Below are 19,696 nucleotides of genomic sequence, written 5' to 3'. Positions count from 1 at the left end.
AATCTGAAGCGAATAACCTCATCGAATACGAGATATTCAGCCGATTTTGAGGAGAAAACATGGGACCGTTATGGGTTGACGTTGCGGGGTATGAACTGACCGCTGAAGACAAAGAAATCTTGGAGCATCCTACGGTTGGTGGCTTAATTCTATTTGCTCGCAACTATCATGATAGCGAACAGCTTCAAGCACTTACTCAATCCATCCGAAAGGCGGCTAAGCGCCCGTTTTTGATCGGTGTGGATCAAGAAGGCGGCCGAGTGCAGCGCTTTCGTGAAGGTTTCTCATTAATTCCTGCTGCTGATGAGTACGCTAAACATCAAAATGGTGAAGAGCTTGCTCGTATGGGCGGTTGGTTAATGGCAGCAGAGCTGATTGCCCATGATATTGATTTAAGCTTTGCCCCGGTACTTGACCAAGGCCATCAATGTAAAGCGATCGGTAACCGCGCATTCGGTGAAGATGCCGATACCATTCTTCGCTATAGCACTGCATATATGCAGGGAATGAAGAGTGTTGGCATGGCAACGACAGGCAAGCACTTCCCTGGACATGGTGGCGTGATTGCAGACTCACATCTAGAAACACCATACGATGAGCGCAGTGATATTTTTGAACAAGATATGGCGATCTTCAAAGCGCAAATTGATGCCGGTATTTTAGATGCCATGATGCCTGCTCACGTGATTTTCCCACATTATGATGCTCAACCAGCCAGCGGTTCTGAATACTGGTTAAAACAGGTCCTGCGTCAGCAATTGGGTTTTAAAGGTTTGGTTTTTTCGGATGACTTGACCATGGAAGGCGCTGCGATTATGGGCAGCTCAGCCGAGCGAGGTGCTCAAGCATTGAGAGCTGGTTGCGATATGTTGTTAATGTGTAATAAACGAGAAGCGCACGTTGAGGTATTAGACAACTTACCGGTTTCAACCGTGCCACTCGCGGATGGATTACTGAAAAAACAGTCATTTTCTCCAAGCGAACTTAAGCTATCTCAAGAGTGGAAAGCGGCGAGTGAAGCGATGAAACGCTTGACTAGCTAAACCTCTTGTAAAAGATTCAAAACAGAGATGAGAAGCCAAAGTTAATTATACTTTGGCTTTTTATTTGACTGTAAGATTAAGTTTACACTAAATGTTTTTTATTCTGTACGCTTGTTTTTCTTTTTTAGCCTGTTATCTTGTCGTTAAAGCTTAGTTGTCTCACCAAAGGTTTGGTTGGGTGTAAAAATAAATATACAGGTTAGAGTTATGCAGAAAAGTGAGTTGAGCAATATTAATATTATCGAAGAACAGGTTCTTATTACTCCGGAGGAACTAAAAACCAAGCTTCCTTTGAGTGAAAAAGCACGTCGCTTTATTCAAGAGTCTCGTCAAACTATCGCTAATATTATTCACAAGAAGGATCACCGCCTGCTTGTTGTATGCGGTCCATGTTCTATCCACGACGTAGAAGCGGCGAAGGATTACGCAAAGCGACTTAAAGCACTCTCTGAACAACTAAGTGACCAACTGTATATTGTTATGCGTGTTTACTTTGAGAAGCCGCGCACCACGGTCGGCTGGAAAGGCCTGATCAATGACCCACACCTAGACGGCAGTTTCGATATTGAACACGGTCTGCATGTTGGACGCGAACTTCTGGTGGAGTTGGCAGAGATGGAAATCCCGCTCGCGACTGAGGCTCTAGACCCAATTAGCCCACAATACTTGGCGGATACTTTTAGCTGGGCAGCCATCGGTGCTCGTACGACGGAGTCACAAACTCACCGTGAAATGGCAAGCGGCCTGTCTATGCCAATCGGTTTTAAGAATGGCACCGATGGCAGTTTGGCAACCGCAATTAACGCGATGCAAGCTGCGTCCTCTAGCCACCGTTTTATGGGAATTAACCGTGAGGGACAAGTCGCACTGTTGACCACCCAGGGCAATGCTAATGGACATGTGATCTTACGTGGCGGCAAGCAAACTAACTACGATTCGGTATCAGTCACTGAGTGTGAGCAAGAGATGGCGAAATCTGGTCTTGATGCTTCATTAATGGTGGATTGCAGTCACGCCAACTCACGTAAAGATTACCGTCGCCAGCCATTAGTCGCGGAGGATGTGATTCATCAAATCCGTGAAGGCAATAAATCTATTATCGGTCTTATGATTGAAAGCCATATCAATGAAGGAAATCAATCTTCTGACTTAGCTCTTGAAGAGATGAAATACGGTGTATCTATCACTGACGCATGTATCAATTGGGATTCAACTGAGGCACTATTACGTCATGCACATGAAGAGCTAGTGCCTTTCTTAGAAAATCGTCTAAAGGCTAATTAATACAGGATTTAAGGAACATCAATGGCAGTTGAACTTAACGCATTACGCGATCAGATTGATGCAGTCGACAAGCAAATGTTGGAGCTATTGGCTCAGCGTTTAGCGCTCGTAGAGAAAGTTGGGGAAGTAAAAAGCGAACATGGTTTGCCAATTTATGCTCCAGACCGCGAAGCGGCGATGTTAGCTTCTCGTCGCGCTGAAGCTGAAAAAATGGGAATTCCTCCACAGCTTATTGAAGATATTCTGCGTCGAACAATGCGTGAGTCTTATGCCAGCGAGAAAGATTCCGGTTTTAAGTGTTTGAACCCTGATTTACGCTCAGTTGTTATTATTGGTGGTAATGGTCAATTGGGTGGCCTGTTTGGGCGTATGTTCAAATTGTCGGGCTACCAGGTCAAAGTTCTCGGCAGTAAAGACTGGGATCATGCGGATGAGATTCTAGACAACGCGGGTTTAGTCGTGGTCACGGTGCCGATTCATCTAACGGAAGGGGTGATCGAAAAACTGGGGAACTTGCCGCAAGACTGCATTCTGTGTGACCTGACTTCTATCAAGTCGAAGCCTCTGCAAGCAATGTTGAATGTGCACCAAGGTCCTGTAGTTGGTTTACACCCAATGTTTGGCCCAGATGTTCCGAGCCTTGCCAAGCAGGTTATTGTGTACTGTGATGGTCGTGGTCACGAGCATTACCAATGGCTATTGCAACAGTTTGGAATTTGGGGCGCAAGCTTGTGCCAAATCGATGCACAAGAGCACGATCATGGCATGACGTTGATTCAGGCGTTGCGCCACTTCACTTCGTTTGCTTACGGTATGCACCTTAGCAAAGAGAACCCGAACATCGATCAGTTGTTGAAGTTAAGCTCGCCAATCTACCGCCTTGAATTGGCGATGGTGGGACGACTGTTTGGTCAGGATCCGAACTTGTACGGTGATATCATTTTCTCTTCTCAAGAGAATATCGATATGATCAAGCGATTCCATCAGCGTTTAGGTGATGCGGTAGCGATTCTGGATAGCAGAGACAAAGCGCGATTCATCGAAAGCTTTAAGCAGGTGAGTGATTGGTTTGGTACTTATTCTCAACAATTTATGAATGAGAGCCAAAACTTACTCAAACAGGCGAATGATAATATTCATCGCGGCTAATCACGGGTCATTTAGCTGTGCAGAGTCCGAAACAAAAAGAGCAGCGTAAGCTGCTCTTTTTCGTGTTGATGGACAAATCAGTTCGTCGCAGTATTACTCGTATCTTCACTTGATACTGTGTTGATACTGGTATCGCGATAGGGTGAATTGGTTAAATTGACTTGTAGGCGTACAACGTTATCAATCAATTGAACCAAAGGTCCCCATTTCACTTTTTTCTCTTTTTCAAAGACGTCATTGAAGTTTTCTGGTGTCCACTCCATTAAGTATTGAGGGTTGAGTGCTCGTCCGAGGAAGCGTACTTCATAGTGCAAGTGTGGCCCTGTGGAGTTGCCAGAGTTACCGCATTGAGCAATGATGTCGCCTTTACTAACAAACTGACCGCTTTTCACTTTGAAGCGTTGTAGATGAGCAAAGGAGCTCATAAAGCCAAATGAGTGACGAATGGTGACATAGTTACCATAACCACGATTGCTCGGGCGAACGGTTTCCACCACACCGTCAGCCGGTGCCAGGATCTCTTCTCCTCTTTTACAAGTCAGATCGATACCAGTATGAACATGCCTCTTACCTGAAATCGGATTAATACGACTGCCGTAAGAAGAAGAAATACGTTGGTATGTGACTGGACTGTCATTTGGTATCAAACGGAACATCGTCGCGCGAACAGCAGAATCGATAGCGGCTGCGTCAATTCGCTCCTCTAACCCCATGCTGTTCTCATCGATCATCAACTCTTCGTCTGCGAGACCTAAAACCGATTCAACGTCGAATACCCGTTTGCCCAATAGCTGAATTTGATTGTTTTTGTCCGTCAAAGATTGGGAAAGCGAATGATTGGTATCAAGCTGCTCTTCGTAAAGAGCCGTCACTTCGGCCTTTTCACTTTCCAGTTTGGCGATGATTTGTGTTAGTTCGTCTTTATTGTGCATCTGCTGCTGATTAAGGTACCACGCGCCACCAACGACGGCGGGTAATGCCAATACTGAAGCAAATACTGCTAGGACCGAACTGCGGCCCAAATAGAACTGCTGATCGCCGTCTTTCGTCGGGATCTGCATGATGATTTTTTTAGACATAGTTATTGTTACTTAAATAGGCGTTCATTTATTTTTCTCCTAAAAACCAGAGAGGTGCTCTAACTCTCGATTCAGAAGGTCGTTATTGCCTACATTCAATTCTATAAATCGTTTTAGTTGGCTAATGCTTTCGATGTCTATCTTAGCGATCTTCAACCTAACCTCACACTTAGAGACATTCACAATTTGCGCTTTTAACGTAATCACTTGTTCGGATTGATCAAATGAAAAAGTCACATGGACTGGAAGGGTTGGATCCAAAGCCTCAGTCTCTTCCACTTTCATGAGTAAACCATGCAAGGAAAGATCTTGAATCCTAGCTTCAATTGCCAAGTCACGTTGTTCTATCTTAGCTGGAGCTTGATGGAGAATACGTGAAAAGCGTCGTCTCTCTGTCATATGAATATTCTCGTCAGGTCGTCAAACAGAATTGAATAGTATATCAATACGAACAAAAAATGTTCGATTGTTGTTTGAAAAGTGTCGAAGTCGCTACAGAGTGACGTAAGTGCTATGTCATGTTCTTAACGAACGAGACGGGCTAATGAGCTCTTTTTATAACAAAGAAAACAAAGGCCGCTATGATAGCGGCCTTTGTACAAATTACAATCAAACTTTGTGGGTTGCGATTACTTCGCAATACGCTTGTATTTGATACGGTGTGGTTCTGCGGCTTCAGGACCCAATGTTTTCTTCAACCAATCCATGTACTCTGTGTAGTTACCTTCGTAGAAGTTAACTTGGCCTTCGTCACGGTAGTCAATGATGTGGGTAGCGATACGGTCAAGGAACCAACGGTCGTGCGAGATAACCATTGCACAACCAGGGAACTCTAGTAACGCTTCTTCTAGAGCACGCAGTGTTTCAACGTCAAGGTCATTGGTTGGTTCGTCGAGTAGCAACACGTTACCGCCCGCTTTAAGCAGCTTCGCAAGGTGGACACGGTTACGCTCACCACCCGATAGTTCACCAATAATCTTTTGTTGGTCACTGCCTTTAAAGTTAAAGCGTGAACAGTATGCACGAGCTGGGATTTCGAAGTTGTTGATCTTAATGATATCAGCACCTTCAGAGATCTCTTGGAATACGGTTTTAGAATCGTCCATGCTGTCACGGAACTGATCGACCGATGCCAGTTTTACTGTATCGCCCATCTCAATTGTGCCCGAGTCTGGTTGTTCAGTACCACTTAACATCTTGAATAGCGTCGATTTACCTGCGCCGTTAGCACCGATGATACCAACAATTGCACCTTTAGGGATGCTGAATGACAGGTCATCAATCAGAACTCGACCGTCAAATGACTTGGTCAGGTTCTTCACTTCAATAACCTTATCACCTAGACGCTCACCTGGTGGGATAAATAGTTCATTGGTTTCATTACGTTTTTGGTGATCAGAGCTTTGCAGTTCTTCAAAGCGAGCCATACGTGCTTTTGACTTCGCTTGACGACCTTTAGGGTTTTTACGTACCCACTCAAGCTCTTTCTCGATAGTCTTTTGGCGAGCACTCTCTTGGGAGGCTTCTTGTTGTAGACGAGCGTCTTTTTGCTCCAGCCATGAGGTGTAGTTGCCTTCCCATGGGATACCTTCACCACGGTCCAGTTCTAAGATCCAGCCCGCAGCGTTATCTAGGAAGTAACGGTCGTGGGTGATGGCCACTACGGTACCTGTGTAATCCACTAAGAAGCGCTCTAGCCAAGCAACTGATTCTGCATCTAGGTGGTTGGTAGGTTCATCAAGCAATAGCATGTCTGGCTTAGAAAGTAGCAAGCGACAAATAGCCACACGGCGGCGTTCACCACCTGATAGGTGCGCAATTTTTTGGTCCCATTCAGGTAAACGTAGTGCGTTTGCTGCACGCTCAAGCGCATTTTCTAGGTTATGACCATCTTTCGCTTGGATAAGGGCTTCTAGCTCGCCTTGCTCTTTTGCAAGTGCGTCGAAGTCTGCATCTGGTTCAGCGTAAGCTGCGTAGACTGCGTCCAAACGTTTCAGAGCGTCAGCAACGTCAGCAACCGCTTCTTCAACAACTTCACGAACGGTTTTTGATTCGTCTAATACTGGTTCCTGAGGTAGGTAACCTACGTTTAGACCAGGTTGTGGACGCGCTTCACCGTCGATATCCGTGTCGATACCTGCCATGATACGTAGCAGTGTGGATTTACCTGCACCGTTCAGACCTAAAACACCGATTTTCGCACCAGGGAAGAAGCTCAGAGAGATGTCTTTAAGAATTTGACGCTTAGGTGGCACAATTTTGCTCACCCGCGACATGGTATATACGTATTCAGCCATTGCCGATCGTTCCTAAATTAACTGTCATTCAAACCCATCATTTTATACCAACTGCTTTGTTTTTGTTACCGCATTGCAAGAATTTCCCTAACGAATGGATTTCTTATTTTGAGCTGACCGGAAACTTACACGGTTAGGGTATACACTTTTGTTATTCGTTAAGAATGACGAAGTGTTTTCTATGCGAGTTAGAAACGCTTTGTCTCCATCGTCTTAAAAGTTTGACGAGTACAATTTTTAATACACTAAGTTGCTTTACATGGACATCTGCATTCTGTGTAAATAGATGCATGTGTGAAAATTGCCTTAACATCACATGAACTCTAACAAAACTAGGCTTTAGGGCAGTATATGTCTGGGGAAAATGACACAAATGAGATTCAACGTATCTGAATTGGCTAAAAACGTATGCTGCGCCGCCGCGTTGTGTGCTATGAGTTTGAGTGCTAATGCCGCGCTGAGTTTGGAAAAGCAGCGCGAAGTATATGAGCAAGCTCAAGATTTATTAGATAAAAATGACATCGATGGATACCTTTCGATTCGTCCTAAAATTTCTGACTATCCACTAACGCCTTATGTGGATTACCGCACTTTTATTAGACAGTTACCGGAAAAGTCACCACAACAGGTAAACGAGTTTATTTCTGAGCACGAGTCTTTTCCATTTTCTCGTCGAGTTCGCGCTCCATACCTCAATCATCTTTATAAGCAAAAAGATTGGAAAACTATTACTGAGTTTCAAAAAGTCATTCCTAGTGGTGAGCGTTACCAATGTATTTTCTACGTCGCCCAGTTAAAGCAAGGCAAGAAAGTCGCGGCATTTAAAGGGGCTGAACATATGTGGTTACGTGGCATCAGCATTGCTGATGAGTGTGACCCATTATTTGCGGCATGGGACAAGGCGGGTGAGCGTACCGATGAACTGATTCTACAGCGTATGTTACTGGCGTTTGATGCTCGTAATGGCGGTTTGATGAGTTACTTGCTCAAACTGCCTAAATCAGCGCAGGCAAAGCAACAAGCCAAAGAAATGAAAGCGTTGTTTGATAATCCTTCAAGTGTTGCGGAATTCGCGAAGAAAAAACCTGCGAATGATTTTAATCGAGCGCAAAGTGAATATGCGTTAGAAAAGTTGGCTCGTATGAACACTAGCCAAGCACAAGGTGCGTACGATGCCGTCATTAAAGGACAGAAGTTTTCTCCAGAAAAAGCGCAAGAACTTGCCGACTATATTGCATTTCGATTGACTCGTACGGAGTCTGAGTCATTAGCTAAATGGCGCGATGATAAAACGAAAACCAGTCAGTACTTACCGTTGATTGAAACGCGCATCCGCTTAGCGATTCAAAATGCAGATTGGAAAGGCGTACAAGAGTGGATTGCTGTTCTAAATAAAGAAGAACAAGCCACGCTACGCTGGCAATATTGGCTTGGAAGAAGTGAAATAGCGTTAGGTGATGACATCGCGGGGAAACAGCGTTTAGCAACTCTGCTTGGGCAACGAAACTTCTACAGTGTGGCTGCCGCCAATGCAATCGGACAATCAATCAAATACCCAACGCATACGGTTAAGTTGGATAAGAAAGTTGTTCAACCCTATCAAGACTCGTTAGCTCGTATCGAAGAGTTGATCGCGACGGATAAAATCGCAGCAGCGAAGAGTGAATGGGCACACTTACTGCGCCGCGTAGGAAAAGATGAAAAGGCGATGTTGGCGGCTTATGCATCATTTAAACGTTGGCATCACCTAACGGTGACCGCGAGTATTCAAGCGCAGATGTGGGATAATATCGAACTTAGGTTCCCAATAGCACACCGCTGGTGGTTTAACTTTTATGCGAAAAAGCACAACATTGATCCCGTCACGATGATGTCTCTCGCTCGACAGGAAAGTGCGTTAGATGTTGAAGCCCGCTCTCCAGTTGGCGCTCGTGGTCTTATGCAGATCATGCCTGCGACGGCGAAGTACACGGCACGTAAATATAAGTTGAGTTATCAAGGTACGCAGGATCTCTACAATGTAGGAAAAAATATCGAAATTGGTAGCCATTATTTGCAAGGTTTATTAGAGGATTACGATAATAATCGTATTTTTGCTCTTGCTGCTTATAATGCAGGTCCTAACAGAGTAAAAACGTGGCGAGAGCGTACCCAAGGAAAAGTGGATGCTTATGCCTTTATTGAGGCAATTCCATTTAAAGAGACGCGCGGTTATGTACAAAACATCTTGATGTTTGAAACATACTATCGTGATCTTTTGGGTATCGATGGCGCGTTCTTGAATCAACATGAGATCAATACCAAGTATTGAGTGAGGTAACTTGATGTCGCACGAACCCGAGTACAAAGACTGGCAACAGATTATTGAGCTAATTCGAACAAGTATGGGCACCCAGCAAGATGACATGCTGTTAACTATGCTGATGTCACGTGATGAGAGAGAGTCATTAATATCACGCGTTAATATAATTAACGAACTTCTTAAAGGAGAATTATCTCAACGTCAGATCAGTCAGATGCTTGGTGTGGGCATTGCCACCATTACTCGTGGCTCTAACGAACTAAAGTCGAAATCTGATGAAGAAAAAGACAAGTTGAAAGTCTTGTTAGAACAAGTTGCGGTATCTAAGTAGACAGTATATCCAATTTGCTTTTAGGCCTTGGTGTTACAATTGACTAAGATAACGTATTACAAAGGGCGGAAATATCCGCCCTTTTGCGTATCTAGAGAATAGGCTGAGTGTTATAAATTTGAAGGAAAGTGCTCAGGGTTTGTGAATGGAATCAAAGCCAGAATCAAGGCTTGGTGATAGACCGAGCTTCGAGTTAGCTGGTTTTGGGTTAGTAGGCTAATAGCGCCACCTTTCTGTTTGATGTTATCAGTACCAAACACTTTGTCCATTACATCTCCCAACTCATTCGCATCCTTGAGTTTTTCCAAGACTTTTGGCGGCAACATTAAGCTTGCAGAACGAGATTCACCGCGGTGAGTCTCTGACTCAACCACCATCCAAGCAAACGTCACGTTTGCTTCAATTCCCGCTTCGAGACCGACATAGTAATCCGCGTTTGGCATCTCTACTTTTGCGTTTTTAACGCGGTTTAGCGCACCACGATGAGTTTCTTCATTCGTCATGGGCTGATCTGCGACCTCACTCGGTACACTGATGCCAACGAAGTTGAACTCTTGATGCGGAAATGCATTACGAAATGCACTTTGAACTGCATTAATTTTGGCTGGGTTTAGCGATGCGATTACGACTTTTTGGGTTGCCATGATCTTTTTACTCACTGGTGTCTATTAACTCAATTTTACTTGCGTAGGCTTTACGTTCTCACTCGGGTAACAGCCTAATACTTTCAAGTGCTTAGTGATTTTTGTTAGCTCTTCAAGTGCCTGTTGCATTTCTGTCGAAGCAAGATGTGATGTCAAGTCTACGTAGAACATCTCTTCCCACGGGTTCCCCATAATTGGGCGTGATTCCAGCTTGGTCATATTGATGCCGTAACGTTGCAGCACTAATAGTGTTTCAACCAATGAGCCTGCCTCTTGGGAGGTCGACATGATCAATGTGGTTTTTGCTGGAATCTGAGTAGAAACTTCAACCGGTTTACGAGCAACCACGATAAAGCGAGTATGGTTTTCGGTTTGGTTTGCGATGTTGCCTTGAATTGCTTGCAAGCCATATAGCTTACCGCTTGATGCATTACCAATTGCAGCCACATCATCACGATCCATCTCTTGGACTTGCTGCATTGCATCTGCTGTGCTCGCGCAGGATTCCAGCTTTACCCCTTTCATACGGCTTAAAAACTCACTGCACTGTTGGTGTGGCTGAGGGTGAGAATACAGCGTTTTAATATCTTCCAGACGAATGTCTTTTTTCGCAACCAAGCAGTGTTCGATTGGTTGAGTTAGCTCTCCAACGATGTAAAGCGTCGTGTGTTGTAGTAAGTCATACACTTCATTAATAGAGCCTGAGCTGGTGTTTTCGATTGGCAGAACGCCATAATCAGCATGGCCAGATTCAACCGTTTGAGTCACTTCTTTAAAGTGCTCGCAGTTGAGCTCGATAAGCTCCGTATTTTTACGACTGAAGTATTCGCGACTTGCCAAGTGCGAATAAGAGCCTTTGGCTCCTAAAAAAGCGACGCGAGCAAGTGGCTTACGGCTTTGCTGTGGGTTAACGAGATTTTGCAGATAACTTTGTTGAAGCAGAACTGAGTCTTCAATGATGGTATGGAAAAGTTTGGTGATGTACTGCGCGTCAAGTTCGTATTTATCTTGGCCATTAGAAATCAGCTTGACCAATAATTGCTGTTCACGGACGGCGTCGCGAACAGGCTTTGAGGTTTGTACTTTGCTTTTGGCTACTTCAATGCTGAGTTTACGGCGCTCAGACAATAAGCTGAGAAGTTGGTCATCCAACTCATTCAAGCGTAAACGAATTTCTTCGAGGGAAATAGGTTGGTCAGTCATCAATTCTTTCCTTATAAAAAAGCCTCCCGATTTGGGAGGCTTTCTGTTTGTTTTTGACTTTTCTTTCACAAACGAGTTCGCCCCTCCAACTATGGGAGGAAAAAGAAGTCAAAAATAAACAGTGAGGTTAAATGCATAAATAGTGCTTAATTTATGAGTGTTTAAACACAATAAGCAAGGCTGGGGAGAGCGTCAAGCAAAAAAATAGCGCCTTTCGGCGCTATTTCCTCAATCTGTTCAGTTTACTCTTCTTCTTCCACTAGCTCAGGCTTACTTGCACGTCGAGCTTCAGGTTTGTGGGTCAGCTTGTTCAATTGTCGTTCTAGTTTTTGCTCCACTTCGTTGATAGCTGCGTAAAGATCTTCGTGAGTTGCTGAGGCAATGAGCTGGCCTTTAGGAACTTTGATAACCGCTTCGAATTTCTTCTGTTTGTTTGGTTCCTCACTGAAAGTTGCTTGGCAACCAATTAGGTCTACTTGCCATTTCTCCAGTTTTTTAAATTTGCTCTCAATATGAGCTCGGATTGCAGAGGTGATTTCGATGTTTTTGCCAGTGATATTCATTGTCATAAGTGTTTTTCCTCTGTTGCATCCCTCATGGGTTGAGTTCAGATTACCGCTTTAAGCATAAAAAAATGTGATTCAGATCATTATTTTGCTCGGGTTTTTTATGATGAAAAATGAATGTGATCTCACTCAAGAACTTCTGAGATTTATCGTGAAATTGCTTGTTATCGGTTAGTAAATCCGTAGATTGAATAGAGTACTCAGCTGAAAACGGCCTCGTTTTTAGGGAAGTTTTACGGCCTAATATTTGAGGTGGTTAAAATTTAACTACACGTAAGGTGTGATGACGATCACTGAGTCTTTCCAATGAATCCATTTAAAAAGCCGCTTACTGTACAAGCGGCTTTTTACTGTCTGGCATTTGGCTGACTTTTCGTAGCGGTATCATGAAAATGGGGTCTTTTGGGGCTAGTGAAACCCTTTCTAGACTTTTGACTTGGTCCAAACTTTCTAGTTGTTTGTATATTATGTAGTAGCGATTAATGCTTGTGACGTACCCAACCGTTGAGCTTAAACTTTTCCGCATAACGACTTCCACGTTATTAAACCAAACATTAGGATCGTAACCTTGTTGGGCTGCACGCTTACGAATACGCTCTACATTGCCGGGGCCCGCATTGTAAGCCGCCAATGTAAAGTAGAGTTTATTTTGTGCAGTAATATCAGGATCACTGAAGTACTGCTTACGCAAAAAAGCTAAGTATTTCACTCCAGCATGAATGTTGTTTTCTAATTGTCGAACATTTTTGATATTGATATTCGGATCTTGAGCGGTGCTGGGTAGGACTTGCATTATGCCAACGGCACCTCGGCTTCCAACTAGGTCGTTATTAAATCCTGATTCCTTGTAAGCGATTGCAGCGATCAGTAAATAGTCGATATCGTATTTCTCACCATAGCGTGAAAATAGCGCTGCGAGTTTTTCTAGTTGAGCAATTTTCTTAGGGTTAAGAGCTCTGTTCAACCATCCCGTGTTATCGATGTATTTACCGTAAATAACGTTACCGAGTAGTGTCCCAGAGCGAGACTTCTGGATGAACTTATTCACGACGGCTTTTAATTTGGGACTATTTTCTCGCATTGCCCAAGCAATTTTGCCATTTTTGCGGATAGGGATTTTTTTGTGAACCCGAATATCATCCATCACTTTCAGCCAAAGCTTGGCTTTATGGCTATCGAGAACAATGGCTTTGACGTAACCATTGTTGAGCATTCCGACCAGCTCATAATCTTGAAGTGTTTCTTCAATAAAGTGCACGATAACAGGCGGTAAGCCTTTTTTGTTTAGTTTCTTATTTAGTGTCTGAATGCTTTCAAAGTAGCTAGAGCTGGCGCGCACCCAAATCTCTTTGCCGCTCAGTTGTTCGATTTTCGTCATCGTTGGTGTGCTTTTGTTTGTCACTACCCACTCTTGAATGTCAGTGAGAATGGGTGAACTGAACTCCACTTTCTGTTTGCGCGTGTCGGTAATAGTCAGGTTGGCGACAACTAAGTCACCTGAACCGTTTTCTAAGGCTGGCAGTAGCTGGTCGCGGGCAACAGGAATAATTTGTACGTTAAGCTTTGGTTTGAGTTTACGAAGGTCTTTTTCGAAATGCGCCAGCAATTCCGCGCCTATGCCTTTTGGTGTGCCGCCCTCAATGTAGTAAAAGCCTAAATCAGCAGAAACTAAGACGCGCAGTACATTCTTCTCCTTGATGACATCGAGGTCCCCAGTATAAGGAGGCTGTTTGAGCGGCGAGATTTGCAGTGCGCAAACGGAAGCAGACAATAGGAGCAGCATAACTGCGCAAAGCTTAGATATCGTCACGTTCACATCCTTTTTATAAAGGGGGGAGGAGAACTTTAAGCATATGTGGAGCTAGGAAGATCATCAAGAAAGGGCTGAATACACTATTGAGAGTAATAAAAAACCGCCACGGTAAAAACGGTGGCGGTTCAGTTTAAAGCAAGTTCAATTACTTCACAGGGTTGAGCTCTATAAGCTTTTCAGTTCTTGCTACGGCGTCTTCCAAACCAAGTTGCTTGTAGGCCTCTAGCTGGATAGTCAGTGACTTACGTGCAGCTTCTGTGTCTGGATACGCTTTTTGTAGCTCTTGGCTGCGATTAATAGCAGCGACCCAAGCTTCACGGCGAAGGTAGAAGTCAGCAGTCGCTAAATCATAGTTCGCTAGACGGTTTTTCAGCGCGACCATACGTTTTTGTGAATCTTCTGCATATGGGCTATTCGGGTAACGTTGAAGTAGTTTTTTGAAGTCATCAAACGCTTTTTTTACCGGTTCAGGATCGCGATCGCTTCGATCTACGCTGAATAAATCATGCATAAAGTTACGATCTTGCGCCATGTGGTTTAGACCTCGCATGTACAGCACCCAATCCATCTTTTCATGGGTTGGGTTTAAACGCATAAAGCGAGAAATGGTTGCCAAGCCCAAAGCAAGGTCGTCGTTTTTGTAGTACGCATAGATTAGGTCAAGCTGCACCTGTTCTGAGTAGGCACCGAATGGGTAACGTGAGTCTAATGCTTCCAGTTTCTCAATTGCAGAAAGCCAATTACCACTTTGAAGAGAAATCTGTGCGTCTGCATACAGTTCCGAAGGCGGCACATCAGGAACGATTTCTTCTTTGCTTGCACATCCAAACAGAAGGGATACCGCTAAAAGGCCTGTTAAAGTCTGACGTTTCATATCAGGAGTCTGTTCCTTGAATCTAAATATTTCTTAAGCTGCCGTTACTTTCTTTCCAGTAACAGATACAATGACGTAATAGTCTATTTTTTCACAGTCGTGAGCATTAGTCTCACAGTTTTTAAAAAAGTTCGATATGGCTCAGCAGATTGTATTAACAAATACCGTAAAAGATAGCCAGTTAGGTCAACGTTTAGACCAAGCTATCGCCGAATTATTCGCGGACTTCTCTCGCTCGCGCCTAAAAGAGTGGCTGCTTGATGGGAAAGTTCAAGTTGATGGTGAAGTTGTCACTAAACCTCGTACCAAAGTAATGGGTGGCGAGGAAATTACATTGCAAGCCGAGTTAGAAGATGAAGAACGCTGGGAAGCGCAAGATATCCCGCTAGATATCGTCTATGAAGATGAAGATATTATCGTTATCAACAAACCTCGTGACTTTGTGGTTCATCCGGGCGCTGGTACGCCTGATGGCACTGTGCTTAATGCGTTGTTGCATCATTACCCTGATATTGCAGAAGTACCTCGTGCAGGTATCGTGCACCGTTTGGATAAAGACACAACGGGTTTGATGGTGGTGGCGAAAACCGTTCCTGCACAAACTCGTCTGGTTCGCGCACTGCAAAAACGTAATATTACTCGTGAGTACGAAGCGATCGCTATTGGTCGTATGACTGCGGGCGGTAAAGTGGATCAACCGATTGGTCGTCACTCTACTAAGCGCACGCTTATGGCGGTAGCACCAATGGGCAAACCAGCAGTAACGCACTACCGTGTTGCTGAACGCTTCCGCGAACACACGCGTATTCGCTTGCGTCTAGAAACGGGTCGTACGCACCAGATTCGTGTGCACATGTCTTACCTTCAGCATCCGTTGCTCGGTGATATTGCATATGGTGGACGTGCTCGCATCCCGACAGGTGCGTCTGAAGAGCTAACGGCAATGATCCGGGGTTTCGATCGCCAAGCATTGCACGCAGTAATGCTGCGCTTTGAGCACCCAATTACGGGCGAAGTTCTTGAGTTTCATGCTCCAGTGCCTGATGACATGGTTGTGATGACTGAAGCGCTTCGTCAAGATACAGAAGAGCACGGCTTACCGGAAGAATTCTAATATGAAGACGATCATTCCGAATTGGCCAGCGCCTAAAAATGTCAAAGCTTTCGCCTCAACACGCATAGGCGGATTTTCGACAGGCCCTTACCAAGGGCTAAATTTAGGTACTCACGTTGGGGATGATTTGTCTTTAGTAGAGAAGAACCGAGCTTGGTTGGCGCAACAGGCAAGCATGCCAAATGCGCCAATCTGGTTAAACCAAACGCATTCAACCGTTGTGGCTCAAGCAAATGAACCAACAACACAGGTGCTTGATGCGGATGGTGTATTTACTTCTTCAAGCCATGTTGTTTGTTCAGCGATGACCGCCGATTGTTTACCTGTATTATTGACTAATACACAAGGTACGCAAGTAGCCGCTGTTCACGCAGGTTGGCGCGGCTTAGCAAATGGCATTGTCGAAAATGCGTTAGCGTTGTTTTCTGGTGAAGTGATAGCGTGGCTTGGCCCCGCCATTGGCCCTCAAGCCTTCGAAGTGGGTGAAGATGTTCTGCAAGCTTTTGTTGATTTTGATTCACAGGCGAATCAAGCATTTGCTCCACGCGATATCGACGGTAAATGGTTTGCTGACATGTCGGTGCTGGCAACGCAACGTCTAAACCGGGCTGGTGTGACACAAGTGTTTGATTCTGGACTTTGTACTTACCAAGATAAAGCCTCTTTTTACTCTTATCGCCGTGATGGTAAGACTGGTCGACAAGCAACCTTTATTTGGATCGAAGACTAGCTATAAGCACCAAAGTGCTAAGATGCATACTACTATTTTTGCAAAGCTATCTTTATTCATTCACTCCCTTGAAATTCCCCACCCGAGTATCCATCTTTCTAACTGTCAAAAGAATTTCCTTTAGTTGAGGTTAGGAAGGTAGATATGCGTCTTGATCGATTCACAAGTAAGTTTCAAATCGCTATCTCTGATGCTCAATCACTAGCGTTAGGGCGCGATCATCAATATATCGAGCCAGTTCACCTCATGGTGGCTTTGCTTGATCAAAATGGCAGTCCAATTCGTCCATTGCTTACTATGCTGGATGTGGACGTAACGCATTTACGCTCTAAATTGAGTGAAATGTTAGATCGATTACCAAAAGTCAGTGGCATCGGTGGGGATGTTCAGCTCTCTAGCTCGATGGGCACATTGTTTAACCTGTGTGACAAAGTGGCGCAAAAGCGTCAAGACTCCTATATCTCGTCTGAAGTCTTCCTGCTTGCCGCTTTAGAAGATCGCGGACCATTGGGGCAATTGCTCAAAGAGATCGGCTTAACAGAGCAAAAAGTCAGCCAGGCAATCGAAAAGATCAGAGGTGGTCAAAAGGTCAATGATCCGAATGCAGAAGAGCTTCGTCAAGCATTGGAAAAGTTCACCATAGACCTTACCGAACGTGCAGAGCAAGGTAAATTGGATCCGGTTATCGGCCGTGATGATGAAATCCGTCGTACTATCCAGGTATTGCAGCGTCGTACTAAAAACAACCCTGTGATTATCGGTGAACCAGGCGTAGGTAAGACAGCAATTGTTGAAGGCTTAGCGCAGCGCATAGTTAACAATGAAGTACCTGAAGGTCTGCGTGGTCGCCGTGTGCTATCACTGGATATGGGCGCACTGGTTGCTGGCGCGAAATACCGTGGGGAATTTGAAGAGCGTTTAAAATCAGTATTGAATGAACTTGCTAAAGAAGAAGGCAACGTCATCCTCTTCATTGATGAACTACACACTATGGTCGGTGCTGGTAAAGGTGAAGGCTCAATGGATGCGGGCAACATGCTAAAACCGGCATTAGCTCGTGGTGAGCTGCACTGTGTTGGCGCAACAACATTGGATGAATATCGTCAGTACATCGAAAAAGATGCAGCATTAGAACGTCGTTTCCAAAAAGTGCTGGTGGATGAGCCGACCGTTGAGGATACCGTGGCGATTTTACGTGGCTTGAAGGAGCGTTATGAGCTTCATCATCACGTCGAAATTACCGACCCAGCGATTGTTGCTGCGGCGAGTTTGTCACATCGCTATGTCTCCGACCGTCAGTTGCCGGATAAAGCGATTGACTTGATTGACGAAGCGGCTTCAAGCATTCGTTTACAAATTGACTCTAAGCCAGAGTCCTTGGATAAGCTTGAGCGTAAAATCATCCAACTCAAAATTGAGCAACAAGCACTAAGTAACGAGCACGATGAAGCGAGTGAAAAGCGTTTGAAAGCGCTTAATGAAGAACTCAATGAAAAAGAACGTGAGTACGCTGAACTAGAAGAGGTTTGGAATACAGAAAAAGCAGCTCTTTCTGGCACTCAACATATTAAGTCTGAGCTTGAACAAGCTCGTATGGACATGGAGTTTGCTCGCCGTGCTGGCGATCTAAACCGTATGTCGGAGCTTCAATATGGTCGTATTCCTGAACTTGAGAAGCAGTTAGATCTTGCAACCCAAGCTGAAATGCAGGAAATGACGCTATTGCGTAATAAAGTAACCGACAACGAGATTGCAGAAGTACTTTCTAAGCAAACCGGCATTCCGGTATCCAAGATGCTAGAAGCGGAAAAAGAGAAACTACTTCGTATGGAAGACGTGCTGCATAATCGTGTGGTAGGGCAAAGCGAAGCGGTCTCTGTTGTATCGAATGCCATTCGTCGTAGTCGAGCTGGGCTTTCTGATCCAAACCGACCAATTGGCTCCTTCTTATTCTTAGGTCCAACTGGTGTGGGTAAAACAGAGCTTTGTAAGACACTTGCGAGCTTTATGTTCGACAGTGAAGATGCGATGGTCCGTATCGATATGTCTGAGTTCATGGAGAAACACTCAGTGGCAAGGTTGGTGGGTGCGCCTCCAGGCTATGTCGGATATGAAGAGGGTGGTTACTTAACTGAAGCGGTTCGTCGCAAGCCGTATTCGGTAATTTTGTTAGACGAAGTAGAGAAAGCGCATCCGGATGTATTTAACATTCTGCTGCAAGTTCTCGATGATGGGCGTTTAACGGATGGTCAAGGTCGTACTGTTGACTTCCGTAATACGGTTGTGATCATGACATCTAACTTGGGTTCATCTCGTATCCAAGAGAATTTCGCAACATTAGACTATCAAGGTATCAAGAGTGAAGTGATGGATGTGGTTAGCAAACACTTCCGCCCAGAGTTCTTGAACCGTGTTGACGAAATCGTGGTGTTCCATCCACTTGGTCAAGAGCACATTAAGTCCATTGCTTCTATTCAATTGGAACGTTTGGCGAAACGACTAGAGGAGAAAGGCTATCAACTAGAAGTTTCCGACAAAGCACTCGATTTGATCGCTCAAGTTGGTTTCGATCCTGTGTATGGTGCGCGTCCTTTAAAACGTGCAATTCAGCAGAATGTCGAGAACCCGTTAGCCAAATCAATTCTTTCTGGTGAAATCGTTCCAGACAAGACAGTGCAGCTAATTGTTATTAATGACCAAATTTGTGCTCATCAATAATTGTATGGATACAGTAAAATTGAGATAAAAATCACACTAAAGGGGCCGTTTGGCCCCTTTTCTATAGTTTTTTAGAGTCTTTTGTCTGTTTTCTATACGAATAAACTAAAAAGGTGAGTTTTTTTAAAAAATGCACTTGTGTTCTTTAATGAACTCCCTATAATGCGCCTCCGTTGTCACGGGAAAGCAAGTGAAGCGGAACCTAAACAACTACGGTTAGTGAGTTAAAATTAACTCGCAGATAAATAACTTAAAAAAGTGTTTGACACGATAAGTTATCTAGCTAAAATAGCCGTCCACTTTGAAGAGAACTTCGAAGTGTGCTCTTTAAAAATATAGACCTATCAATCTGTGTGGGCACTCGTTGATGATAATCCAATTAGATACTTCGGTATCAAATTAGGTTTCAATGAAACGAAGTGACCATTGAATCTTCGGATTCAGCACAGTCAATTCAAACATTACTTTATGTAATGTTCAGTATTCATTGAGCCGAACAAAATCTTAAATTGAAGAGTTTGATCATGGCTCAGATTGAACGCTGGCGGC

The 19,696-nt window shown here is 44.3% G+C and carries 16 protein-coding genes and 1 other annotated feature; of the genes, 8 read left to right on the top strand and 8 right to left on the bottom strand.

The window, feature by feature from the left end:
• Positions 1-59 precede the first annotated feature (59 nt).
• The 3 genes from nagZ to tyrA all read left to right on the top strand — a co-directional run bounded on the left by nagZ (position 60) and on the right by tyrA (position 3,476).
• The gene (gene nagZ, locus R7Z78_RS12115; RefSeq protein WP_104975871.1) at positions 60-1,043 is read left to right on the top strand and encodes a beta-N-acetylhexosaminidase; all 984 of its coding nucleotides are present in this window, start codon (positions 60-62) and stop codon (positions 1,041-1,043) included.
• A 207-nt stretch (positions 1,044-1,250) separates the two neighbouring features.
• Positions 1,251-2,327 (top strand): 3-deoxy-7-phosphoheptulonate synthase, encoded by a 1,077-nt coding sequence (locus R7Z78_RS12110; protein WP_005381904.1) that lies wholly within the window; start codon positions 1,251-1,253, stop codon positions 2,325-2,327.
• 21 nt (positions 2,328-2,348) lie between these two features.
• Positions 2,349-3,476: a bifunctional chorismate mutase/prephenate dehydrogenase gene (tyrA, locus tag R7Z78_RS12105; protein ID WP_005381901.1), complete on the top strand. Its 1,128-nt coding sequence runs from the start codon at positions 2,349-2,351 to the stop codon at positions 3,474-3,476.
• 77 nt (positions 3,477-3,553) lie between these two features.
• On the opposite strand, the gene R7Z78_RS12100 is transcribed toward tyrA, so the two are convergent.
• From R7Z78_RS12100 to ettA, 3 genes are all read right to left on the bottom strand, one after another.
• Positions 3,554-4,555, bottom strand: coding sequence for a M23 family metallopeptidase (locus tag R7Z78_RS12100; RefSeq protein ID WP_005381900.1), 1,002 nt, complete (start codon positions 4,553-4,555; stop codon positions 3,554-3,556).
• Positions 4,556-4,594: 39 nt separating this feature from the next.
• The gene (locus R7Z78_RS12095) at positions 4,595-4,954 is read right to left on the bottom strand and encodes a PilZ domain-containing protein (protein WP_065274196.1); all 360 of its coding nucleotides are present in this window, start codon (positions 4,952-4,954) and stop codon (positions 4,595-4,597) included.
• A gap of 230 nt (positions 4,955-5,184) precedes the next feature.
• Positions 5,185-6,852, bottom strand: a complete 1,668-nt coding sequence (ettA, locus tag R7Z78_RS12090; RefSeq protein WP_005381894.1) for an energy-dependent translational throttle protein EttA — start codon at positions 6,850-6,852, stop codon at positions 5,185-5,187.
• Between the two features lie 364 nt (positions 6,853-7,216).
• On the opposite strand from ettA, the gene sltY reads away from it, so the two are divergent.
• Together sltY and trpR are read left to right on the top strand one after the other, a co-directional pair.
• Positions 7,217-9,163: a murein transglycosylase gene (gene sltY, locus R7Z78_RS12085; protein WP_042521869.1), complete on the top strand. Its 1,947-nt coding sequence runs from the start codon at positions 7,217-7,219 to the stop codon at positions 9,161-9,163.
• Between the two features lie 13 nt (positions 9,164-9,176).
• Positions 9,177-9,485, top strand: a complete 309-nt coding sequence (gene trpR, locus R7Z78_RS12080) for a trp operon repressor (RefSeq protein ID WP_005381892.1) — start codon at positions 9,177-9,179, stop codon at positions 9,483-9,485.
• Positions 9,486-9,595: 110 nt separating this feature from the next.
• Here the strand turns inward: trpR and yjjX are convergent, their stop codons facing one another.
• The 5 genes from yjjX to bamD form a co-directional block, all read right to left on the bottom strand.
• On the bottom strand, positions 9,596-10,129 hold the full coding sequence (gene yjjX, locus R7Z78_RS12075; protein ID WP_025768441.1) for an inosine/xanthosine triphosphatase: 534 nt from the start codon (positions 10,127-10,129) through the stop codon (positions 9,596-9,598).
• 24 nt (positions 10,130-10,153) lie between these two features.
• Positions 10,154-11,332, bottom strand: a complete 1,179-nt coding sequence (pheA, locus tag R7Z78_RS12070; RefSeq protein WP_086046542.1) for a prephenate dehydratase — start codon at positions 11,330-11,332, stop codon at positions 10,154-10,156.
• A gap of 12 nt (positions 11,333-11,344) precedes the next feature.
• Positions 11,345-11,466: a sequence feature (Phe leader region), on the bottom strand.
• A 108-nt stretch (positions 11,467-11,574) separates the two neighbouring features.
• Positions 11,575-11,901: a ribosome hibernation-promoting factor, HPF/YfiA family gene (gene hpf, locus R7Z78_RS12065; RefSeq protein WP_005381889.1), complete on the bottom strand. Its 327-nt coding sequence runs from the start codon at positions 11,899-11,901 to the stop codon at positions 11,575-11,577.
• A 325-nt stretch (positions 11,902-12,226) separates the two neighbouring features.
• A complete protein-coding gene (locus R7Z78_RS12060; protein ID WP_309473959.1) occupies positions 12,227-13,708 on the bottom strand; it encodes a lytic transglycosylase F in 1,482 nt (493 codons plus the stop codon).
• Between the two features lie 148 nt (positions 13,709-13,856).
• A complete protein-coding gene (bamD, locus tag R7Z78_RS12055) occupies positions 13,857-14,585 on the bottom strand; it encodes an outer membrane protein assembly factor BamD (protein ID WP_169644206.1) in 729 nt (242 codons plus the stop codon).
• A gap of 136 nt (positions 14,586-14,721) precedes the next feature.
• Between bamD and rluD the strand changes: the two genes are divergently transcribed.
• The 3 genes from rluD to clpB all read left to right on the top strand — a co-directional run bounded on the left by rluD (position 14,722) and on the right by clpB (position 19,147).
• Positions 14,722-15,699: a 23S rRNA pseudouridine(1911/1915/1917) synthase RluD gene (rluD, locus tag R7Z78_RS12050; protein ID WP_005381875.1), complete on the top strand. Its 978-nt coding sequence runs from the start codon at positions 14,722-14,724 to the stop codon at positions 15,697-15,699.
• A gap of 1 nt (position 15,700) precedes the next feature.
• Positions 15,701-16,429 (top strand): peptidoglycan editing factor PgeF, encoded by a 729-nt coding sequence (gene pgeF / locus R7Z78_RS12045; protein ID WP_005381874.1) that lies wholly within the window; start codon positions 15,701-15,703, stop codon positions 16,427-16,429.
• A 144-nt stretch (positions 16,430-16,573) separates the two neighbouring features.
• Positions 16,574-19,147: an ATP-dependent chaperone ClpB gene (gene clpB / locus R7Z78_RS12040; RefSeq protein WP_104975872.1), complete on the top strand. Its 2,574-nt coding sequence runs from the start codon at positions 16,574-16,576 to the stop codon at positions 19,145-19,147.
• Positions 19,148-19,696: the final 549 nt, after the last annotated feature.

It is taken from the genome of Vibrio sp. 1167 (assembly GCF_033340375.1).
GTDB lineage: Bacteria > Pseudomonadota > Gammaproteobacteria > Enterobacterales > Vibrionaceae > Vibrio > Vibrio alginolyticus.
The sequence above is the reverse complement of the archived record's forward strand: the minus strand, read 5'-3'. Positions and strand labels throughout refer to the sequence as shown.

What these genes read in the sequence shown, in the direction of transcription:
- R7Z78_RS12110 (WP_005381904.1), top strand. Translation starts at nt 1,251, where the DNA reads ATGCAGAAAAGTGAGTTGAGCAATATTAATATTATCGAAGAACAGGTT.
- trpR (WP_005381892.1), top strand. Translation starts at nt 9,177, where the DNA reads ATGTCGCACGAACCCGAGTACAAAGACTGGCAACAGATTATTGAGCTA.
- sltY (WP_042521869.1), top strand. Translation starts at nt 7,217, where the DNA reads ATGACACAAATGAGATTCAACGTATCTGAATTGGCTAAAAACGTATGC.
- yjjX (WP_025768441.1), bottom strand. Translation starts at nt 10,129, where the DNA reads ATGGCAACCCAAAAAGTCGTAATCGCATCGCTAAACCCAGCCAAAATT.
- hpf (WP_005381889.1), bottom strand. Translation starts at nt 11,901, where the DNA reads ATGACAATGAATATCACTGGCAAAAACATCGAAATCACCTCTGCAATC.
- R7Z78_RS12095 (WP_065274196.1), bottom strand. Translation starts at nt 4,954, where the DNA reads ATGACAGAGAGACGACGCTTTTCACGTATTCTCCATCAAGCTCCAGCT.
- ettA (WP_005381894.1), bottom strand. Translation starts at nt 6,852, where the DNA reads ATGGCTGAATACGTATATACCATGTCGCGGGTGAGCAAAATTGTGCCA.
- clpB (WP_104975872.1), top strand. Translation starts at nt 16,574, where the DNA reads ATGCGTCTTGATCGATTCACAAGTAAGTTTCAAATCGCTATCTCTGAT.
- nagZ (WP_104975871.1), top strand. Translation starts at nt 60, where the DNA reads ATGGGACCGTTATGGGTTGACGTTGCGGGGTATGAACTGACCGCTGAA.
- bamD (WP_169644206.1), bottom strand. Translation starts at nt 14,585, where the DNA reads ATGAAACGTCAGACTTTAACAGGCCTTTTAGCGGTATCCCTTCTGTTT.
- rluD (WP_005381875.1), top strand. Translation starts at nt 14,722, where the DNA reads ATGGCTCAGCAGATTGTATTAACAAATACCGTAAAAGATAGCCAGTTA.
- tyrA (WP_005381901.1), top strand. Translation starts at nt 2,349, where the DNA reads ATGGCAGTTGAACTTAACGCATTACGCGATCAGATTGATGCAGTCGAC.
- R7Z78_RS12100 (WP_005381900.1), bottom strand. Translation starts at nt 4,555, where the DNA reads ATGTCTAAAAAAATCATCATGCAGATCCCGACGAAAGACGGCGATCAG.
- pheA (WP_086046542.1), bottom strand. Translation starts at nt 11,332, where the DNA reads ATGACTGACCAACCTATTTCCCTCGAAGAAATTCGTTTACGCTTGAAT.
- pgeF (WP_005381874.1), top strand. Translation starts at nt 15,701, where the DNA reads ATGAAGACGATCATTCCGAATTGGCCAGCGCCTAAAAATGTCAAAGCT.